The 17025-nt window shown below is 71.1% G+C and carries 15 protein-coding genes; 11 read left to right on the top strand and 4 right to left on the bottom strand.

What is annotated here, in order from left to right; all coding sequences use genetic code 11:
• Window positions 1-7: 7 nt before the first annotated feature.
• Entirely contained in the window at window positions 8-907 is a 900-nt protein-coding gene (locus tag ACZ6QO_RS06655; protein WP_465848338.1) for a hypothetical protein, read from the bottom strand.
• Between the two features lie 384 nt (window positions 908-1291).
• On the opposite strand from ACZ6QO_RS06655, the gene uvrB reads away from it, so the two are divergent.
• Window positions 1292-3400, top strand: coding sequence for an excinuclease ABC subunit UvrB (gene uvrB / locus ACZ6QO_RS06650; protein ID WP_465848337.1), 2109 nt, complete (start codon window positions 1292-1294; stop codon window positions 3398-3400).
• A gap of 404 nt (window positions 3401-3804) precedes the next feature.
• Window positions 3805-4419 (top strand): DUF4126 domain-containing protein, encoded by a 615-nt coding sequence (locus ACZ6QO_RS06645; protein ID WP_465848335.1) that lies wholly within the window; start codon window positions 3805-3807, stop codon window positions 4417-4419.
• A gap of 145 nt (window positions 4420-4564) precedes the next feature.
• On the opposite strand, the gene ACZ6QO_RS06640 is transcribed toward ACZ6QO_RS06645, so the two are convergent.
• Together ACZ6QO_RS06640 and ACZ6QO_RS06635 are read right to left on the bottom strand one after the other, a co-directional pair.
• On the bottom strand, window positions 4565-5704 hold the full coding sequence (locus ACZ6QO_RS06640; protein WP_465848333.1) for an NAD(P)H-dependent flavin oxidoreductase: 1140 nt from the start codon (window positions 5702-5704) through the stop codon (window positions 4565-4567).
• A gap of 147 nt (window positions 5705-5851) precedes the next feature.
• Window positions 5852-6595 carry an acyltransferase gene (locus ACZ6QO_RS06635; protein ID WP_465848332.1) on the bottom strand — a complete coding sequence of 248 codons (744 nt, stop codon included), beginning with the start codon at window positions 6593-6595 and terminating at the stop codon, window positions 5852-5854.
• Between the two features lie 153 nt (window positions 6596-6748).
• Between ACZ6QO_RS06635 and ACZ6QO_RS06630 the strand changes: the two genes are divergently transcribed.
• The 8 genes from ACZ6QO_RS06630 to aroH all read left to right on the top strand — a co-directional run bounded on the left by ACZ6QO_RS06630 (window position 6749) and on the right by aroH (window position 14979).
• Window positions 6749-8419, top strand: a complete 1671-nt coding sequence (locus ACZ6QO_RS06630) for a CTP synthase (protein WP_465848330.1) — start codon at window positions 6749-6751, stop codon at window positions 8417-8419.
• A gap of 62 nt (window positions 8420-8481) precedes the next feature.
• A complete protein-coding gene (locus ACZ6QO_RS06625; RefSeq protein WP_465848658.1) occupies window positions 8482-9102 on the top strand; it encodes an NUDIX domain-containing protein in 621 nt (206 codons plus the stop codon).
• Between the two features lie 40 nt (window positions 9103-9142).
• Window positions 9143-10048: a tyrosine recombinase gene (locus ACZ6QO_RS06620; protein WP_465848328.1), complete on the top strand. Its 906-nt coding sequence runs from the start codon at window positions 9143-9145 to the stop codon at window positions 10046-10048.
• Between the two features lie 90 nt (window positions 10049-10138).
• The gene (locus tag ACZ6QO_RS06615; protein ID WP_465848326.1) at window positions 10139-11065 is read left to right on the top strand and encodes a ParA family protein; all 927 of its coding nucleotides are present in this window, start codon (window positions 10139-10141) and stop codon (window positions 11063-11065) included.
• A 45-nt stretch (window positions 11066-11110) separates the two neighbouring features.
• Entirely contained in the window at window positions 11111-12013 is a 903-nt protein-coding gene (locus ACZ6QO_RS06610; protein WP_465848324.1) for a segregation and condensation protein A, read from the top strand.
• Complete coding sequence (scpB, locus tag ACZ6QO_RS06605) at window positions 12003-12683, top strand: SMC-Scp complex subunit ScpB (RefSeq protein WP_465848323.1); 681 nt, start codon at window positions 12003-12005, stop codon at window positions 12681-12683. Before ACZ6QO_RS06610 ends, scpB begins: the two co-directional genes overlap by 11 nt.
• Entirely contained in the window at window positions 12680-14569 is a 1890-nt protein-coding gene (locus tag ACZ6QO_RS06600) for a pseudouridine synthase (protein WP_465848321.1), read from the top strand. The genes scpB and ACZ6QO_RS06600 overlap by 4 nt, the downstream gene beginning before the upstream one ends.
• A 50-nt stretch (window positions 14570-14619) precedes the next feature.
• Complete coding sequence (gene aroH / locus ACZ6QO_RS06595; RefSeq protein WP_465848319.1) at window positions 14620-14979, top strand: chorismate mutase; 360 nt, start codon at window positions 14620-14622, stop codon at window positions 14977-14979.
• Between the two features lie 49 nt (window positions 14980-15028).
• Here the strand turns inward: aroH and ACZ6QO_RS06590 are convergent, their stop codons facing one another.
• Window positions 15029-16135: a prephenate dehydrogenase gene (locus ACZ6QO_RS06590; protein WP_465848317.1), complete on the bottom strand. Its 1107-nt coding sequence runs from the start codon at window positions 16133-16135 to the stop codon at window positions 15029-15031.
• A 163-nt stretch (window positions 16136-16298) separates the two neighbouring features.
• Between ACZ6QO_RS06590 and ACZ6QO_RS06585 the strand changes: the two genes are divergently transcribed.
• Window positions 16299-17009, top strand: a complete 711-nt coding sequence (locus ACZ6QO_RS06585; protein WP_465848316.1) for a class I SAM-dependent DNA methyltransferase — start codon at window positions 16299-16301, stop codon at window positions 17007-17009.
• The last annotated feature ends 16 nt before the right edge of the window (window positions 17010-17025 follow it).

Here is a 17025-nt window from a genome sequence, read left to right as displayed (position 1 = left end):
CGGGGGCTCATCGGGTGACGGGGCCGCCGGTGAGCATCGGGGATCCGAGTTCGATGCGGGCGAGCTTCTCCAGCACCTTCTCCAGGTCGTCGAGCATGATCTTCATGGCCGGCGGCTCGCTGAGCCCCTTCTCCTCGATCAGTTCCTCCACCACCCGTGCGCGCTTGAGCGACGCCGCCACGTACCCCGCCATGACCACAAGGCGGTCCTTCGGAGAGGCCAGGATGTTCTTGCCCAGCAGCGCCTCCAGGTCGCGCTGCGCCTTGAGCACGTCGGAGGTCATCACGGTGAAGGCGCCCCACAGTTCGTCCACAGGGACGTTCTCGAACTGGGCCATCAGCGTCTCGTAGGTCTCGTTGCGGCGCGCGGTCGCCTCCAGCAGGTCCCGCAGGACGTCGTTCAGCTGGGACCTGACCTCCGGCGACAGGGTGAAGGTGTGCTGCGCGTCCTGGCTGCCGACGGCATGCGCGAGACCGGTGACGTTGCTGAGCGCCTCGTCGAGGTCCTGCAGGATGATCCGGACGAGCGGCGAGGTGAGGTAGAAGCGCGGATCCTTGGTCTGCAGGTCGAAGTACTCGCAGGTGCGCATGTTGGCGGCGGTGATGTTCCTGCTCAGCAGGGCGATCTGCTGGTGGACCCCCCTGGCGTGCAGGCGGCGCTGCAACTCGCGCTCCAGCGCCTCGGCCACCTCCGGCACGCGGTCGTCCCTGATCAGTTCCAGGGCCGCGTCCACGTTCGCCCGGCTGAACGCCTTGGCGAAGCAGAAACCGGTCAGCGAGAGCAGGGCGCCGAGAAAGAAGTCGGGTTCGGCCTTGTAGATCTCGGCCACGTTGCCGCGGGCGACCGAGACGACCACGACCAGAACCGCGAGGCCGATGAACGCCCAGAAGAGCTGTCCGCGTGACATCCGGGTGAGCCATTTGGGTACGCCAGGCGAACGCATACGGGGCCCTTCGGTAGGACGGTTCGCGGTGGTGCGCGCGCCGGTGCGGCGGCATGAGCGATTGTTCAATCGGGGCCGGGGGTGGTCAAGGAAACTCCGGCGATTGGTCCGCCGCACCTGCGGGCGCCGCGCTGGTCGTCCCTTTTGTGCGGGTCGTCCCCCTGGGTCGGCCGGTGGCACCGCTGTGTCGTCGACCGGTTCGGGGCAGGCGGCGACGAAGTCGCGCCGATGCGACGGCAGGCCGGTGTGCCCGTCGAAGGGCTCACCGTCGAAGCCCCGAACGCACAGGCCGCCCCGCCTGGCTTCCGGGCCCGGAATTGTCGGTGGCGGCGCGTAGGTTATGGAGGTGTGAGGCCGGTAACTGATTTGCAGCGCAGGGTGGCACCCTTCCAGGTCGTCACCGACATGACCCCTTCCGGCGACCAGCCGACGGCGATCGCCGAGCTCGAACGGCGCGTCAAGGCCGGGGAGAAGGACAACGTCCTGCTGGGCGCCACGGGCACCGGCAAGACCGCCACCGTGGCCTGGCTCATCGAGCGGCTGCAGCGCCCGGCCCTGGTGATGCAGCCGAACAAGACGCTCGCCGCGCAGTTCGCCAACGAGCTGCGCGAGATGCTGCCCGGCAACGCGGTCGAATACTTCGTCTCCTACTACGACTACTACCAGCCCGAGGCGTACGTCCCGCAGACCGACACCTACATCGAGAAAGACTCCTCGATCAACGACGAGGTCGACCGGCTGCGCCACTCGGCGACCAACTCGCTGCTCACCCGCCGCGACACCGTCGTGGTGGCCTCGGTGTCGTGCATCTACGGCCTGGGCACCCCGCAGGAGTACGTCGACCGCATGGTCCGGCTCAAGGTCGGCCAAGAGATCGAGCGAGACCAGCTCCTGCGCCGTCTCGTCGACATGCAGTACGCCCGCAACGACCTTTCGTTCACCCGGGGCACCTTCCGCGTGCGCGGCGACACCGTCGAGGTCATCCCGCAGTACGAGGAGCTCGCCGTCCGCATCGAGATGTTCGGCGACGAGATCGAGAAGCTCGCGACCCTCCACCCGCTCACCGGCGAGGTGATCACCGAGGACGAGGAGCTCTACATCTTCCCCGCCTCCCACTACGTCGCCGGCCCCGAGCGCATGGAGCGCGCGATCCGCGACATCGAGGCCGAGCTGGCCGCGTCGCTGGCCACCATGGAGAAGCAGGGCAAGCTGCTGGAGGCCCAGCGGCTGCGCATGCGCACGACCTACGACATCGAGATGATGCGCCAGGTCGGCACCTGCTCGGGCATCGAGAACTACTCGCGGCACATCGACGGCCGCGACGCCGGCACGGCGCCCAACACCCTGCTCGACTACTTCCCGGAGGATTTCCTCCTGGTCCTGGACGAGTCGCACCAGACCGTGCCGCAGATCGGCGCGATGTACGAGGGCGACGCCTCGCGCAAGCGCACCCTGGTCGACCACGGCTTCCGCCTTCCCTCGGCGATGGACAACCGGCCGCTCAAGTGGGAGGAGTTCCTCGAGCGCATCGGGCAGACCGTCTACCTGTCCGCGACTCCGGGGCCCTATGAGCTGGGCCGCAGCAAGGGTGAGGTGGTCGAGCAGGTCATCCGCCCCACCGGCCTGGTCGACCCCGAGGTGGTCGTCAAGCCGACCAAGGGGCAGATCGACGACCTGGTCCACGAGATCCGCGAGCGCGCCGAGAAGGACGAGCGCGTCCTGGTCACCACCCTGACCAAGAAGATGTCGGAGGATCTCACCGACTACCTCCTCGAACTCGGCATCCGCGTGCGCTACCTGCACAGCGAGGTCGACACGCTGCGCCGCATCGAGTTGCTCCGCGAGCTGCGCATGGGCGAGTACGACGTGCTCGTCGGCATCAACCTGCTGCGTGAGGGCCTCGACCTGCCCGAGGTGTCGCTGGTCGCCATCCTGGACGCCGACAAGGAGGGCTTCCTGCGCAGCGAGACCTCGCTGATCCAGACGATCGGCCGCGCCGCGCGAAACGTGTCCGGCCAGGTCCACATGTACGCCGACCGCGTCACGCCCTCCATGGAGCGCGCGATCGAAGAGACCAACCGGCGCCGCGCCAAGCAGATCGCCTACAACGAGGCGAACGGCGTCGACCCCCAGCCGCTCCGCAAGAAGATCGCCGACATCCTCGACTCCCTCGTCCGGGAGGACGCCGACACCGAGCAGCTCCTCGGCGGCGGCCGCCAGCAGAGCCGCGGCAAGGCGCCCGTCCCTGGCCTGAGCGCCCGCCAGAGCGGCCAGCACGCCAAGGCCATCGCGGGCGAGATGCCGAGGGCCCAGCTGGAGTCGCTGGTCCACACGCTGACCGAGCAGATGCACACGGCGGCCGCCGACCTTCAGTTCGAGGTCGCGGCCCGGCTCCGCGACGAGATCAAGGAACTCAAGCGCGAACTCCGCGACATGCGCGAGGCCGGCGTGCACTGACCCACCAAGCCGCACGATCCTCCGGCGGCGGCCCCGCCTCACCGAGTATCACCGTCGCCTCGTCGCAGGAGCACGGCCCGGCCGGCCAGGCGACGCTGAGCCGGCGCACCGGCATCTACCGCCACCTGGCAGGCTGCCCGCCGGGCCGCCCGGGGCCCCTGCACGTGTCTCCGTTCGGGGGTCCTGAACGGGTGTCTCCGTTCCGGGGCCGCACGGGTCCCCTCCGCTCGTAGGCCCTGTACGGCTTCTCCGCTCGGGCCCTGTGCGGTTTCTCCGCTCGGCTCGTGCCGGCGACAGGAAGGCGAACGGGAGTTCGACTTCGGGGTGAGGTGTGTGGCTCCGGGAACGTTGGGCATCTGCTCATTCGTCTTCTCCATCGGAGAACATGGAAGGTGGGAGATGCGATGCTCGCGGCACTGACAGGTCTCGGGCTGTCCACGGCGGCGGGTCTCAACGCCTACATCCCGCTGCTGGTGGTCGGTCTGCTGGCGAACTTCACCGACGCCGTCCGGCTGCCGCACGACTACGTGTGGCTGAGCAACGGGTGGGTGCTCGCGATCATCGGGGTGCTGCTCGCCGCCGAGATGGTGCTCGACAAGGTGCCGGTCGTCGATCACGTCAACGACATGATCCAGACCGCGGTGCGGCCCGCGGCCGGTGGTGTGGTGTTCAGCGCCACTCAGGCCGCCTCCCAACTCGACCACTCGACCTGGATGACCCAGAACCCTTGGGTGAGCTGGGTGCTCGGCATCGGCGTGGCCCTGGCGGTGCACGTGATGAAGGCCACGGCCAGGCCGGTCGTCAACGTCTCGACGGCCGGTGTGGGAGCTCCGGTGGTGAGCACCGTGGAGGACGCCGGGGCGCTCGGCGTGAGCCTGGTCGCCGTGTTCTTCCCGATACTGGTCGTCGTGGCGCTGGTCGTCCTCGCTGTCCCCTCCTGGTGGGCGTTCCGCCGCTTGCGCAGACGGCGCGCTCGCAAGGCCGCCTCCCGCCTCCAGCAGGCGTCCCAACCCTCGTAGTCGCGCTCACGCACCCTCGACTCACGTCACCGGATCTCAGGCTGCCTGGCCGTCTCCGGCCGGCCGGGCGCGGCGTGGCAGCAGGGGCCGCCGCCGCCCGGGCCATGGTCCGGCGGGGGCGGTTCGCCGGTTTCGCGGCGGCTGGTCAGGAGCGGGTGATGCGGTCGAGGCGGGCGAGGGCCGAGGCGAACTCCTCGACCATCTCGTAGATCACCTGGCGGCAGGGCTTCACCTGGTCGAGCTGACCGACGACCTGGCCGACGAAGTAGTTCGCCAGTTCCCGGGCGCCCTCCTCGCCGTTCTCCGCAGCGTCGCCGATGCGGGCCATCGCCCCCTCCGCGAGCAGCATCTGCAGGGGCATCGGCAGCGCGCCGGGGCTCTCGGGCGCCTCGTCCCACTCGGTCGTCCAGGCGGAGACGAGCTGACGCGCCGGCTTGCCGGTGCGGGACCGGGACCGCACGGTGTCCAGGGAGGTGGCGTCGAGCATCTTGCGCTTGACGGCGGAAGGCGTCTCGGCCTCCTCGGTGGTGAGCCAGACCGAGCCGCACCACACTCCCGCGGCGCCGAGGGACAGCGCGGCGGCCATCTGGCGTCCGTTGGCGACGCCGCCCGCCGCGAGGACGGGGACGGGCGCCACGGCGTCGACCACCTGCGGCACGAGCACCATCGTGGACACCTCGCCGGTGTGCCCGCCGGCCTCGGTGCCCTGGGCGACGATCAGCTCGGCTCCGGCGGCGACCTGGCGGCGGGCGTGCTCCACCGTGCCGACCAGCGCGGCGAGCGGCACTCCCGCGGCCCTGGCCTTCTCGGCCATCTCGGCGGGCGGCGGGCCGAGCGCGCTCGTGATCAGGCGGATCGGGTGCCGGAGCGCCACGTCGATGAGCCCGGTGGCGCCGGAGGGCGTTACCCGGCGTCCGACCTCGTCGGCGTGGCCGCCGACCGAGCCGAGGGTGAAGGCCCTGCCCTTTCCCACGCCGTACTTGGCGAACAGGTGGGCGACGAAGTCGCGGTGGACCTCGGGGATGTGGTCGAGCAGCCGGGCGGCGGGGTCACCGGCCGCCCGGTCGATCCGCTCGGGGACGAGCACGTCCACCCCGTACGGCCGGCCGCGCACCTGCCGGTCGAGCCAGGACAGCTCGCGGTCGAGCTGCTCGGGGGAGTAGGCGACGGCGCCGAGGACGCCGAACCCGCCCGCGTTGGTCACCGCGGCCACCACGTCCCGGCAGTGGCTGAAGGCGAACAGAGGGAACTCGACGCCGAACCTGTCACCGATCTCCGTCCGCATGCCGCGACGGTAACCCGCGTCCCGGCGTCGGTCCAGGTCCATATGAGGACGCCCAGCCCAAGGCGGCCCAAGGCGGACGGGGGTGGAGGGAGGCGATCCAAAGCGGACGGAGGCTGACGGAGAGGCCGGTGAGGGCGCGGCCGGCTCTCAGACGGGTGAGGAGATCGGTCCGGGGGCCGATGAGGCGGTCTGCCCGGGAGCCGGTGAGGTGGGCTGGTCGGCAGGCAGGGGGGCGGGGAGGAGGCCGGGGGTGGTGGTGGAGGGGGAGTGCCAGCCGGACTGGGGGGAGTAGCGGCGGACGACTCTGGCGGGGACGCCGGCGATGACGCAGTGGTCAGGGAACTCGCCGCGCACGACGGCGCCGCCGGCGACCACGGACTGTCTGCCGATGCGCGTGCCGGGCAGGATGATCGCCCCCGCGCCGAGCCAGGAGCCCGCCCCGATGGACACCGGGTTGTTGCGCGGCCACTGCCGGCCGATGGGCGTCTCGGGGTCGTCGTAGACGTGGTTCTGGTCGGTGATGTACACGTAGGGCCCCGTGAAGACGTCGTCGCCGATGTCGATCGACTGGTGGCCGACGATGTGGCTGCCCCGTCCGATGGAGCAGCCGCGGCCGATGCGCACGATGGATCCGGGGCCGAGGTCGACGCCCGGTCCCATCCCGGCCGAGATGGAGACGCGCTCCCCGACCAGCGTGTGGTCGCCGATCTCGATCCACGCCTCGCCGAAGATCGCGCCCTGCGGGAACGAGAGGCAGGCTCCCTCGCCGAGGCGGCGGAAGCGGTATCCGGAGGGGGTCTTGGGGGTGACCGCTCCGGTCGCGCGGATCGCGGCCCAGGCGCGGTGAATGAGGCCGTTTGCGATCCGGCGTAGTGCATCACGGGGTGACATAACCGGAAAAGTTACCGCTTGGTTAGCATGCTGGGAACGGACGCCCCGGGCCGTTCGGGCACTTCGCGAGCGTCCTTTGATATCCTGAGAGCCCGTGGACACGCGGTCGCCCGTCGGACGGCCACGATGACAACGGACCACGGGAGACCCTCCTTGCGCAGCGCCGCAAACACCAAGCATCTGTTCGTCACCGGAGGCGTCGCCTCCAGTCTCGGCAAGGGGCTGACCGCCTCGAGTCTGGGGCGCCTGTTGAAGCTTCGCGGCCTGCGGGTCACCATGCAGAAGCTGGACCCCTACCTCAACGTCGACCCCGGCACCATGAACCCCTTCCAGCACGGTGAGGTGTTCGTCACAGACGACGGCGCCGAGACCGATCTCGACGTGGGCCACTACGAGCGGTTCCTCGACACCGAACTGCACGGCTCGGCCAACGTCACCACCGGCCAGGTGTACTCCAACGTGATCGCCAAAGAGCGGCGCGGCGAGTACCTCGGCGACACCGTCCAGGTGATCCCGCACATCACCAACGAGATCAAAGAGCGCATCCGCGGCATGGCCGGCCCCGAGGTCGACGTGGTGATCACCGAGGTCGGCGGCACGGTCGGCGACATCGAGTCGCTGCCGTTCCTGGAGGCCGTCCGCCAGGTGCGCCACGAGGTCGGCAGGGACAACGTCTTCTTCCTGCACGTGTCGCTCCTGCCCTACATCGGCCCGAGCGGCGAGCTGAAGACCAAGCCGACGCAGCACTCGGTCGCCGCGCTGCGCAGCATCGGCATCCAGCCCGACGCCATCGTCTGCCGCTCCGACCGGCCCATCACCACCTCGCTCAAGCGCAAGGTCAGCCTGATGTGCGACGTCGACGAGGACGCCGTGGTGTCGGCCGTGGACGCGCCGAGCATCTACGACATCCCGAAGGTCCTGCACTCCGAGGGCCTGGACGCCTACGTGATCCGCCGTCTCGGCCTGCCGTTCCGCGACGTCGACTGGCACGAGTGGGACCAGCTCCTGCGCCGGGTGCACCGTCCGGCCAAGGAGGTCACGATCGCGCTGGTCGGCAAGTACATCGACCTGCCCGACGCCTACCTGTCGGTGACCGAGGCCCTGCGCGCCGGCGGGTTCGCCTGCGACGCCCGGGTGAACATCCGCTGGGTCAAGAGCGACGACTGCGAGACCCCCGAGGGCGCCGAGCGCGAGCTCGACGGCGTGGACGGCGTGCTCATCCCCGGCGGCTTCGGCGTGCGCGGCATCGACGGCAAGGTCGGTGCGATCCGGCACGCGCGCGAGCGGCAGGTCCCGCTGCTGGGCATCTGCCTGGGCATGCAGTGCATGGTGATCGAGGCCGCGCGCCACCTGGCCGGCGTCGAGGGCGCCAACAGCACCGAGTTCGACCCCGACACCGTCGACCCCGTGATCAGCACCATGGCCGACCAGGAGGACGTGGTGGCGGGCGAGCGCGACATGGGCGGCACGATGCGGCTCGGCCTCTATCCCGCCCGGCTCGCCGAGGGGTCGATCGTGCGGCGGCTGTACGGCGCGGCGACCGTGAGCGAGCGCCACCGCCACCGCTACGAGGTCGGCAACGCCTACCGCGAGCGGCTTGAGCAGGCCGGCATGGTGTTCTCCGGCCTTTCCCCCGACGGCAGGCTCGTCGAGTACGCCGAGCTGGACGCCGACGTCCACCCGTTCTTCGTCGGCACCCAGGCCCACCCGGAGTTCCGTTCCCGCCCGACCCGGTCGCACCCGCTTTTCCGCGGCCTGATCGACGCGGCGCTGACGTACGCCGACGTGCGCGAGAGCGTCACCAAGGCGGGGCGGGGCGCGTGAGCGCGGCCTTCGGCACCCCGCCCGCCGGCGACCTGACCACCGGTGGCCTTCCCACCGGTGACCTGAGCGCCGAGGACGTCCGCGACGTGCCGGCCTCCTGGGAGGTCCGCGGCGAGAAGACGCATCTCAAGGCCCGGGTGATCACGGTGCGCACCGACACCGTGGTCATGCCCGGCGACGACGTCGCCGACCGCGACTACGTCGTCCACCCCGGCTCGGTCGCCGTCCTCGCGCTCGACGACGACGGCCGGGTGCTGCTGCTGCGGCAGTACCGCCACCCCGTGCGCAAGCTGCTGTGGGAGCTGCCGGCGGGCATCCGCGACGTCGAGGGCGAGCCGCTCGTCGAGTGCGCGGCGCGCGAGCTCACCGAGGAGAGCGGCTACCGGGCGAAGACCTGGCACACCCTGGTGGACACCTACACCTCGCCCGGCATGTCCGACGAGCGCATCCGCATCTTCCTGGCCCGCGACGTGTCGCCGGTCCCCACGGAGGAGAACGACTTCGTGCGCCGGCACGAGGAAACGGACATGCCCGTCGTATGGGTTCCCCTGCTCGATGCCGTGCATAAGGCGCTCAGCGGAATGATCCACAATGGACCCGCCGTCGCGGGTATTCTCGCCGCGTACGCCGCATCGCCGGACGGCTTCACCACCCTGCGTCCCGCCGACGCCGAGGAGGCCTGACAGGAGGTCCCGCCTGAGCGCCCACGCCGACGCAGAGGCCGTGTCCGCCGCCTACCTCGACCACCTCGCCGTGGAGCGAGGGCTGGCGGCGAACACGCTCGCCTCCTACCGGCGTGACCTCGGCCGCTACCTGGAGCACCTGCGCTCGCGCGGGCGCCCGTCGCTGGCCGAGGTGGCCGAGGCGGACGTCGAGGCGTTTCTGGCGGCGCTGCGCGAGGGCGACGAACGGCATCCCGCCCTGGTGGCCAGCTCGGCGGCCAGGGCCGTCTCCGCCGTACGCGGGCTCCACCGGTTCGCCGTGCGCGAGGGCGTCACTTCCCACGACCCCGCGCGCGAGGTGCATCCGCCGAGCCGGCCGCCCCACCTGCCCAAGGCCATGGGGGTGGCCGAGGTCGAGCGGCTCATCGCCGCGGCCGGGCCGAAGGACGCGCCGCTCACCCTGCGCAACAGGGCGCTCCTGGAGGTGCTGTACGGCACGGGCGCGCGCATCTCCGAGGCCGTCGGACTGACCGTGGAGGACGTCGAGGCCGAGCGGGTGCGGCTGCGCGGCAAAGGCGGCCGAGGACGGGCCGTCCCGCTCGGCAGGTTCGCCCGCGAGGCGCTCGCCGCCTACCTGGCGCGGGCGCGCCCGCTGATGTGGGCCCAGGGCGGCGGCACCGCGGCGCTGTTCCTCAACGCCCGGGGCGGCCGGCTCACCCGGCAGGGCGCCTGGGAGGTGCTGCGGTCGGCCGCCGAGCGGGCGGGCCTGACCGGTGTTTCGCCTCACATGTTGCGCCATTCGTTCGCAACTCACCTCCTTGACGGAGGAGCGGACGTTAGGGTTGTCCAGGAACTGCTCGGCCATGCCTCGGTGGCGACCACCCAGGTCTACACGCTGGTCGGCGTCGACAGGCTCCGTGAGGCGTACGCGGCGGCCCGACTCCGGGCCGATCGTCCAACTTCATAGCTTCCGGGCGCGTCGCCTTGCCGCTTACGTGCCCACCCCATAGTGTCCGTCCGGACGGTCCGGTTCGGGGCCGTCAGGGAGGTTCAACTGGTGACTGCGACCACAGACGCTTCTATCCGGGAGGTTCCCGGTGCCCCCGACAGTGCCTGGGGTGACACCAGGAGCGAGGGAATCCTTGGTCCCACCGGCCGGCCGCGTCCCGTCTTCCCAGACCCGGTGCCGCCGACCACGCACGGCCCCGCGCGGGTCGTGGCGATGGTCAACCAGAAGGGCGGCGTGGGCAAGACCACCACGACGATCAACCTCGGCGCCTCGCTCGCCGAGTGCGGGCAGAAGGTCCTGCTCGTCGACTTCGACCCTCAGGGCGCCCTGTCCGTCGGCCTCGGCATCGACCCGCGCCCGCTGGAGGCGACGGTCTACGACCTGATCATGGAGGAGCCCGACGTCACGGCGGAGGACGTCCTGCTCGCCACCAGCGTCGAGGGCATGGATCTCCTGCCCAGCAACATCTTCCTGTCCGGCGCCGAGATCCGGCTGGTCAACGAGGTCGCCAGAGAGTACGCCCTCGGGCGGTCCCTGGAGCCGCTGCTCCCGCACTACGACATCTGCCTCATCGACTGCCAGCCCTCACTCGGCCTGCTGGCGGTCAACGCGCTGACCTGCGCGCACAGCGTCATGGTGCCGCTTGAGTGCGAGTTCTTCGCGCTGCGCGGCGTCGCCCTGCTGATGGAGTCGATCACCAAGGTGCAGGAGCGCCTGAACAAGAACCTCGAGATCGACGGCATCCTGGCCACCATGTACGACCCGCGCACCCTGCACGCGCGCGAGGTGCTCCAGACGATCATGCAGGGCTTCGGCGACAAGGTCTTCCACACGGTGATCAACCGGACGGTCCGCTTCCCCGACGCCACCCTCGCCGGCGAGCCGATCACCCAGTTCGACCCCGCCTCCATGGGCGCCACCGCCTACCGCGAGCTGGCCCGCGAGGTCCTCGCCCGCTGGTCCCAGGCTCAGTGAGCGTGGTCCCGCACGGCGGCGGCCGCCGTGCGGGACAATGGGCCGGTGACCCCAGAGCCCGAGACCGCCCAGGCCAGGCCTGACGCCTTCCAGGTGCACCTGGAGGTCTTCGAAGGCCCCTTCGACCTGCTGCTCGGGCTGATCTCCAAGCACAAGCTCGACATCACCGAGGTGTCCCTGCACCAGGTGACCGACGAGTTCATCGCCTACATCCGCGCCCGCGGTCCCGAATGGGATCTCGACCTGGCCAGCCACTTCCTGCTCGTCGCGGCCACGCTGCTCGACCTCAAGGCCGCCCGCCTGCTGCCCACCGGCGAGGTCGAGGACGAGGAGGACCTCGCGCTGCTGGAGGCCCGCGACCTGCTGTTCGCCCGCCTGCTGCAGTACCGCGCCTACAAGGAGGTCGCGAAGGTCTTCGCCGGCCGCATGGCCGAGGAGGCCCTGCGCTTCCCCCGGTCGGTGCCGATGGAGCCGCAGTTCGCCGGGCTGCTGCCCGAGCTCGTGCTCGGCATCGGCCCCGAACGGCTGGCCAAGATCGCGGCCCGGGTCTTCACGCCCAAGGTGGCGCCGTCGGTCTCCACCGCCCACATCTACCAACCGGTCGCCAACGTCCGCGAGCAAGCGGCTATCCTTGTGCAGCGGCTCCGGCGCGTGCGCACCGCGACGTTCCGGGCCCTGACCGCCGACTGCGCGGGCACCTTCGAGGTCATCGCACGCTTCCTCGCCGTCCTCGAGCTCTACCGGGAGGCCGCGGTCTCCTTCGAGCAGATAGAGCCCCTCGGGGATCTGCACGTGACCTGGACGGGCGCCGACGACGGAGACGTCGCGGTGGCCGACGACTACGAAGAGGGCCCCGCGGGCGACCGCGACCGGCAGGGCGGCGACGTCCCGGACGGTCGTCCGCACGCCGAGGGCCGAGAAAGCGATGATGCAACCGATGAGTCCTGAAGCCGGGCGCGCGCCGGACGACAAGCCGCCCGTCCCACCGGCCCAGGCCCCCGTGCCCGGGGCACCGGACGCGGGCGACGCAGGCGACGCAGGCGACGCGGCCGTCGCCGGTGGGGTCGTCGCGGCCGAGCCGGGTCTGCGGGCCTCCCTGGAGGCCATCCTGCTGGTGGTCGACGAACCTGTCGCCGAGGTGACCCTTGCCCAGGTGCTCGAACGCCCCTCGCGCGAGGTCGCCGAGGCCCTGCGCGAGCTGTCGGCGGAATACACCGCCGCCGGACGGGGTTTCGACTTGCGGGAGGTCGCCGGAGGCTGGCGTCTGTACACGCGGGCCGAGTGCGCCGCGGTGGTCGAACGCTTCGTCCGCGACGGGCAGCAGGCCCGCCTGACGCAGGCCGCCCTGGAGACCCTCGCGGTCGTGGCCTACCGCCAGCCGGTGAGCCGGGCGAGGGTCGCCGCCGTACGAGGCGTCAACAGCGACGGTGTCATGCGCACGCTGACGGCGCGTGGGCTGGTCGAAGAGGCCGGCACCGATCCCGAGAGCCAGGCGGTGCTCTACCGCACGAGCTCGTACTTCCTGGAGAGGCTGGGGCTGCGGAGCCTCGACGAGCTGCCCGCGCTCGCCCCGTTCCTCCCCGACGATGTGGAAACCCTAGAGGAGCAGCAGAAGTGAACAACAGGCGTGGTACCCCGTCCGGTGATGGACGCGGTCGAGGACGCGGCGGCGCCCCCGGCGGCGCCTCAGGCTCCCGTGGAGGGGCCGGAGCCCGCGGCGGCTCCGGCGGCTTCCGGAGCGGAGGCGGCCGGCGAGGAGGCGCTCCCAGCGGCCCTCGCGCGCGATACGGCAGGCCCGGCGACGACCGCGGCGGCTCCTACGGCGACGACCGCCGGGGAGCCACTCGCGACGACCGCGGCGGTTTCTCCCGGAATGACGACCGTGGCGGCTTCCCCCGGAACGACGACCGTGGCGGCTCGTTCCGCGACGACCGCCGGGGTCCCTCTCGCGACGATCGGGGCGGCTTCTCCCGTGGCGACGACCGCCGAAGCTCGTTCCGCGACCAGCGCGGCGGGGCGTACGGCGACGATCGTCGCGGCTCCTCCGGCGACGACCGCCGGGGTTCGTACGGCGACGACCGCCGAGGTTCGTTCGGCGCTGACCGGCGGGGTTCGTTCCGGGACGACCGGGGCGGCCCGTCGCGTGGCGACGACCGGCGGGGGCCTTCCCGTGACGATCGGGGCGGCTTCTCCCGTGGCGACGACCGCCGCGGTTCGTTCCGTGACGACGACCGGCGGCCCCCTCGCGGCGACGACCGCGGCTCCTTCCGCGCCGGGCGCGGCGGCTCCGCGGAGCGTTACGGCAGGGACGCGGCCTTCCGCGACCGTCCCGCCCGCGACGACAGGTCCTACTCCGGCGAGGCCGGAGGCACCCGCGGCCGTTACGGGCGCGACGACCGCCGTGACGACCGCCGTGACGACCGTCGTGATGATCGCCGTGACGACCGCCGTGGTTCCTTCCGCGGCGACGACCGGCGCGACGAGGTGCAGACCATCGGCGGCTCGCTCGGCGGCACCCGCGGCCGGTACGGCCGTCCCGAGGGCGGCCGGGCACAAGAGCGCTTCTCCCGCGGCTCGGCTCCCGCCGGCCGTGGCAAGGCGGGCCGCGACGGCGCGCCCGCGGCGCGCGGCAAGGCGACGCGCGGTGGCGCCCCCGCCGGACGCGGGCCGGCCGCCCGTCCCGAGCGCGGCGGCGCGTTCAAGAGCTCCCGCCAGCCGGTGCGCGACCCTGACTTCTTCCCCGCCGGCTACAGCGACGAGCGCGACACCACCGAGGTACCGGACGGCGTCCGGCTGCAGAAGGTCCTGGCCCAGGCCGGCGTCGCGGCGCGCCGCACCTGCGAAGAGATGATCGGCGAGGGCCGGGTCACCGTGGACGGCCAGGTCGTCCGCCGGTTCGGCGCCCGCGTCGACCCGGCCAAGCAGGTCATCCACGTCGACGGCAAGCGCATCCCCACCGCGCCCGACCTGGTGTACTTCGCGATCAACAAGCCGATCGGCGTCGTCAGCACCATGTCCGACCCCGAGGGGCGCCCCTCGCTGGCCGACTACGTGGTCGACCGCACCGAGCGGCTCTTCCACGTCGGCCGGCTGGACACCGAGACCGAGGGCCTGATCATCCTCACCAACGACGGTGAGCTGGCCCACCGGCTCACCCATCCCAGCTTCGGCGTGCAGAAGAAGTACTGGGCCAAGGTGCCAGGGCCGATCCCGCGCGACCTGGCCCGCCGCCTGAAGAAGGGCGTCGAGCTGGAGGACGGCCTGGTCAAGGCCGACGAGTTCAAGGTCGTCCAGGAGCACGGCCAGCAGGCGCTGGTCGAGATCGTCCTGCACGAGGGCCGCAAGCACGTCGTCCGGCGCATGCTCGAAGAGGAGGGCCACAACGTGATCGACCTGGCCCGCATCGAGTTCGGGCCGGTCAAGCTGGGCCGGCTCAAGCCGGGCACCATGCGCGCGCTCACCCTCAAGGAGGTCGGCGACCTCTACGCCACGGTGGGAATGTAACCTGGCGGGGAGCAGAGCACGACCGGGCGGCTGTGCGAGAAGGGAAACTCATGGTGCGGGCCATCCGGGGCGCCACCCAGATCGATTCCAACGATCGGGAGGCGATCCTCGCGGGGGTGACCGAGCTGGTCAGCGAGGTCATGGAGCGCAATCGGCTGACCACCGACGAGGTGATCAGCGTGATCTTCACGACGACGCCCGACCTCACCGCCGAGTTTCCCGCGCTCGCCGCCCGCAAGCTCGGCTTCCACGACGTGCCGCTGATCTGCGCCAGCGAGATCGACGTGCCCGGGGCGCTGCCCCGGGTCGTCCGGCTGATGGCCCACGTGGCCACCGACCGCCCCCGCCAGGAGATCCAGCATGTCTACCTGCGCGGCGCGGTCGCGCTGAGGGTCGACATCGCCCAGTAGGCCGCCCTCGCCCAGCGGGCGCCTGAGGCTCAGACCGGCGGTCTGAGCCTCAGTGGCCGGACGGGGGCGTGTGAACCACCCAGCCGCGCTTGGCGAGCCCCTCCGAGAGCGACGCCAGGGAGTCGGGGTGGACCGACAGGTGCGCGATGGCCACGGGAAGCCCTGGCGAGTGGTCGAGTGAGACGTCCTCGATGTTGACGTTGCTCTCTTGGGCGGCGGAGAACAGCCGGGCGAGCGCGCCGGGCTCGTCGGGGACCACCACGGGCAGGACGACGTAGTCGGTGGCGGGGCCGCCGTGCTTGCCGGGGATGAGCTCGCGGCCCGCGCGCCCGCGTTCGAGCAGATCGCGGACGATGTCAGCGGACGGCCCGTCCCCGGCGCTGACCTTGCGAAGCGCCTGGGAAAGGGTGTGGAGGTCGTCGATGACGGCGTCGAACACGCTCGCGAGCGGCTCGGCGTTCTGCACGAGGATCTCGGTCCACATCGCCGGGCTGCCGCCCGCCAGGCGGCTGACGTCGCGGACGCCTTGGCCCGAGAGGTTGAGCGAGCCGGCCCCCGCGCCGAGAAGGCGCGCCGACATGGCCGCCGAGATGGCGTGCGGGAGATGGGAGACCAGAGCCACCGCCTGGTCGTGCTCGTGCGAATCCATGACGATCGGACGGCCGCCGCAGCGGCGGGCGAGGTCGTCGACCACCGCCAGGCTGTGCGGCGTGGTGTCGGACGTCGGGCACAACGCCCATGGACGTCCCAGGAACAGATCGGCCTGGGCCGCCGCCGGCCCGGTGCGCTCACGGCCGCCCATCGGGTGACCCGGCACGAAGGTCGTCATGTCGCAGCCGAGCGCGACGGCCCCCCTGACCAGGTGCGTCTTGACGCTGGCGGTGTCGGTGTAGACCCGGGCGATGCCCTCGTCCTGCGCGGACTTGAGGGTCGCGGGCGCCACGGCCGGGGGAACCGCGATGACGGCGACGTCGGCGGGCCCTGTGTGCTCACTGCTCGCCAGGGGAATGCCCGCTCCCAGGGCGACGGCGAGACGCAGTGAGGCGTCATCGCGGTCGTGGAGGTACACCTCGACGCCCTCGTGCCGCAATGCCAGCGCGATCGAGGTGCCGATGAGTCCGGTGCCGATCACGACGACCTGGTCGAGCCTGGCCACCGCGCTCCTCCCCAAGATAGGCAATGGTGACTTCAGCGTAGTGCCGCATGACGTCACCATGGGAAGTGCCCTTGCTCTTGTAGCGCCGTACCGCCCGTCCTCTTCTTCGGCTTCTTGAGCGAATCGGGGAGATCAGGGGGAGGCGTACGTCGAGAGGTGTCGTGTGGCCGATCAGCGTGTCACATCCGGATTTTACTCACAACCTCGCGATGGCAAGGCGACGATCTACGATGTCTGGGAGGACGAGCGGCCTTATCGAGACTGGGTCACTCCATCGGTCTCCGATGGGCGATATCGCGCCTGGATGACCGGCATCCTGGTCCTGGCCGCCAAGGGCGTGCGCGAGCGTTCCGTGCTCAGCGTCGGCTGCGGCAACGCGTTCGTCGAGGGGATGCTCGTCCGTCGCGGGTACCCGGTCGACGGATTGGACGTCCAGAGGCGCGCTGTGGAACTCGCCGCCAGAAGAGGGGTGCGCGGGATTCTCGGCGATGTCACATGCTGGTCTCCGCCTGGCGGCAAGCGCTACGGCGTCGTCTACGCGGACGGGGTGTTCGGGCACCTTCATGACCCGTTCGGGAGTGCGCTGGAGGACACCTGCGTGCGGATCTCGCGCTGGCTCGCGGTGAACGGCAGCCTGGTCATCTCGAACGACGTCTGTCCTGATGGCACCGACTTCGTGAGAGTGCAGGGGAGCGCGCACTTCTTCTGGCTGTCCGAGGACTACATCGTCAGGACTCTGCGCCGTGCGGGCCTGCGGCCGGTGAGGAGCTGGGTGTACGAGCACGTGCGGCCGACCTCGGGGGTGCGCAGACGTGTGGTGTCGATCTTCAAGCCGCACTCCTCCCAGGTGACGCGGTCGGCGCACAGGTGGTGACGAGCTCGCCGCCGCT

The organism is Sphaerisporangium sp. NPDC049457, assembly GCF_055586705.1.
The sequence above is the reverse complement of the archived record's forward strand: the minus strand, read 5'-3'. Positions and strand labels throughout refer to the sequence as shown.

What these genes read in the sequence shown, in the direction of transcription:
- ACZ6QO_RS06655 (WP_465848338.1), bottom strand. Translation starts at nt 907, where the DNA reads ATGTCACGCGGACAGCTCTTCTGGGCGTTCATCGGCCTCGCGGTTCTG.
- ACZ6QO_RS06645 (WP_465848335.1), top strand. Translation starts at nt 3,805, where the DNA reads ATGCTCGCGGCACTGACAGGTCTCGGGCTGTCCACGGCGGCGGGTCTC.
- ACZ6QO_RS06640 (WP_465848333.1), bottom strand. Translation starts at nt 5,704, where the DNA reads ATGCGGACGGAGATCGGTGACAGGTTCGGCGTCGAGTTCCCTCTGTTC.
- ACZ6QO_RS06635 (WP_465848332.1), bottom strand. Translation starts at nt 6,595, where the DNA reads ATGTCACCCCGTGATGCACTACGCCGGATCGCAAACGGCCTCATTCAC.
- scpB (WP_465848323.1), top strand. Translation starts at nt 12,003, where the DNA reads ATGAGTCCTGAAGCCGGGCGCGCGCCGGACGACAAGCCGCCCGTCCCA.
- aroH (WP_465848319.1), top strand. Translation starts at nt 14,620, where the DNA reads ATGGTGCGGGCCATCCGGGGCGCCACCCAGATCGATTCCAACGATCGG.